Source organism: Methanocalculus sp., assembly GCF_029762515.1.
Classification (GTDB): domain Archaea; phylum Halobacteriota; class Methanomicrobia; order Methanomicrobiales; family Methanocorpusculaceae; genus Methanocalculus.
In genome coordinates this window covers 1-1715 of sequence record NZ_JARVGN010000455.1, presented here as the reverse complement: position 1 = coordinate 1715, position 1715 = coordinate 1, and the positions used below count along the sequence as shown (strand labels likewise).

Below are 1715 nucleotides of genomic sequence, written 5' to 3'. Positions count from 1 at the left end.
CCACCAGGCAAATGCAGTGATCAGCACCTCGTACCCGACGCCTGAGAAGAGGATTGCAGTGATGAGGGAGAGGAAGAGGACGAGCACACCAATGCCGATGATCTTTCCCCAGGGGCGGCGGTGAATCTCTGCTGTGAGTGACTGTCGCGAGGGAAGGGTTTCCGGATTGCTCAGGTATCTGGTAACTCCCGCGAGATGCCCTGCGCCGATTACTGCCAGAACCCGCTCCTCACCCCTTAGGAGTGGAATGAGGCTCTGGGCGAGATATGCATCCCGCTCATCAATTAACGCTTTTGCTCCGTTTGGAGAGAATCTCCGGAACTCTTCAAGGGCAAGGGTGACAATATCCTGATCAGTCAGTGCATCGATATCCAGCTCTTCCCCTGAAACCCCCGTGACAGAGATCGCGAGTGCATAGATCATCCTGAACTTCTCGCGGAGGGTCATCCCGCTCCAGAACCGGGAGAGGGTGATCCTGATATCCCGATCGATGAGGGCAACCCTGACTTCCTGCTCCTCAGCCAGGCGGATCGCCTCTTTCATCTCGGCACCCGGTTCGATGCCGACATTCATCCCGATCTTTCTCTGGACATAGGCGAGCACCCACTGGATGAGCATCTGGGTCATATTCCCCGATGAGAGGATCTCTGAGACTTTTGGTTCCTGAATCTCAGTTTCCTGCTGTTTTAATGCTGCATAGCGTGGGGCATCCAGCTCCACTGCGATGATATCGGGTTCAAACTCAGCGATGGCTGCAGTTACCTCATCGATACTCTTCTGTGAAACATGCGCAGTTCCAACAATCCTCAGCTCACCCATGAATACTCCACATTCCTCTGCTGTCAAAGACAACAGTCTTTCCCATGGGGATTGTATGGGAGGAGAAGATCTTCAGAACGGCGTTCTCCTCCTCCTCTTCTGCCTCCTGCCTCTTCACCAGGCATGTGGCAAGTGCGTCTGCCTCTTCCGGAGTAATCTCCTCCCCGATCCCGGGACATTCGGAGATTGTTATCGTATCGCCGTCAAGTGCAAACGGGTATGTCCGGCAGATCCAGGGGCGTACAGAATAGATGGAGCACTGTCCATCTTCAGCCAGAAAGATGCACTTTCCGCCCTCATTCCTCAGGCACCACTCAAAGGTGAACCTTCCCCCTTTATCTGATTCGATGAATTCGGGATATGGTACAACAATCCCGTTCCTTTCCAGTCCGGTAGCTTTTATAATCCGGTCAATCTCGGGAGGCGAGACGATCACCCTGCTCGTTTGCTCATCACCCCGGCAGCATGCTCCGCACTGCCGGCAGCGAAAGCCGTTCGTCATGATCTCGCGGCTGATAGCTTCTATTCTGTGCATATCCTGCTGAAATTCTCGTAGATCAGGTGTCCGTTCTCGGTGTGGCTCACTTCCGGGTGCCATTGCAGGCCATAGATCCGCTTTTCAGTGCATCCCATCGCCTCGACTTTGCATATGGGTGAGCTTGCCAGGATCTCAAAGCCGTCAGGCGCCTGCTTCACCTCATCGGCATGGGATGCCCAGACACGAATGATGTCCGGATATCCTTTGAGAATACTGCGATGGTTGTGGATCGTTACCTGGAGGCCGCCATATCCTCCGCTCTCTCCAGGACCGGTTTCGCCCCCGAGCGAGCGGGCGATCAGCTGGTGTCCGAGGCAGATGCCGAGCACCGGCAGGCCGAGTCCGAGGTATTCAGGGC

Annotated in this window: 3 protein-coding genes; all 3 read right to left on the bottom strand. The window is 55.1% G+C overall.

The window, feature by feature from the left end; translation table 11 throughout:
* Positions 1–819, bottom strand: an 819-nt coding sequence (locus tag QCH34_RS12100; protein ID WP_300334506.1) for a TraB/GumN family protein, incomplete at its 3' end; no start/stop codon positions are given.
* Complete coding sequence (locus tag QCH34_RS12095; RefSeq protein WP_300334504.1) at positions 812–1354, bottom strand: YkgJ family cysteine cluster protein; 543 nt, start codon at positions 1352–1354, stop codon at positions 812–814. The genes QCH34_RS12100 and QCH34_RS12095, both read right to left, overlap by 8 nt.
* The coding region (locus QCH34_RS12090; protein ID WP_300334503.1) for a gamma-glutamyl-gamma-aminobutyrate hydrolase family protein at positions 1342–1715 on the bottom strand (374 nt) is incomplete at its 5' end. The genes QCH34_RS12090 and QCH34_RS12095, both read right to left, overlap by 13 nt.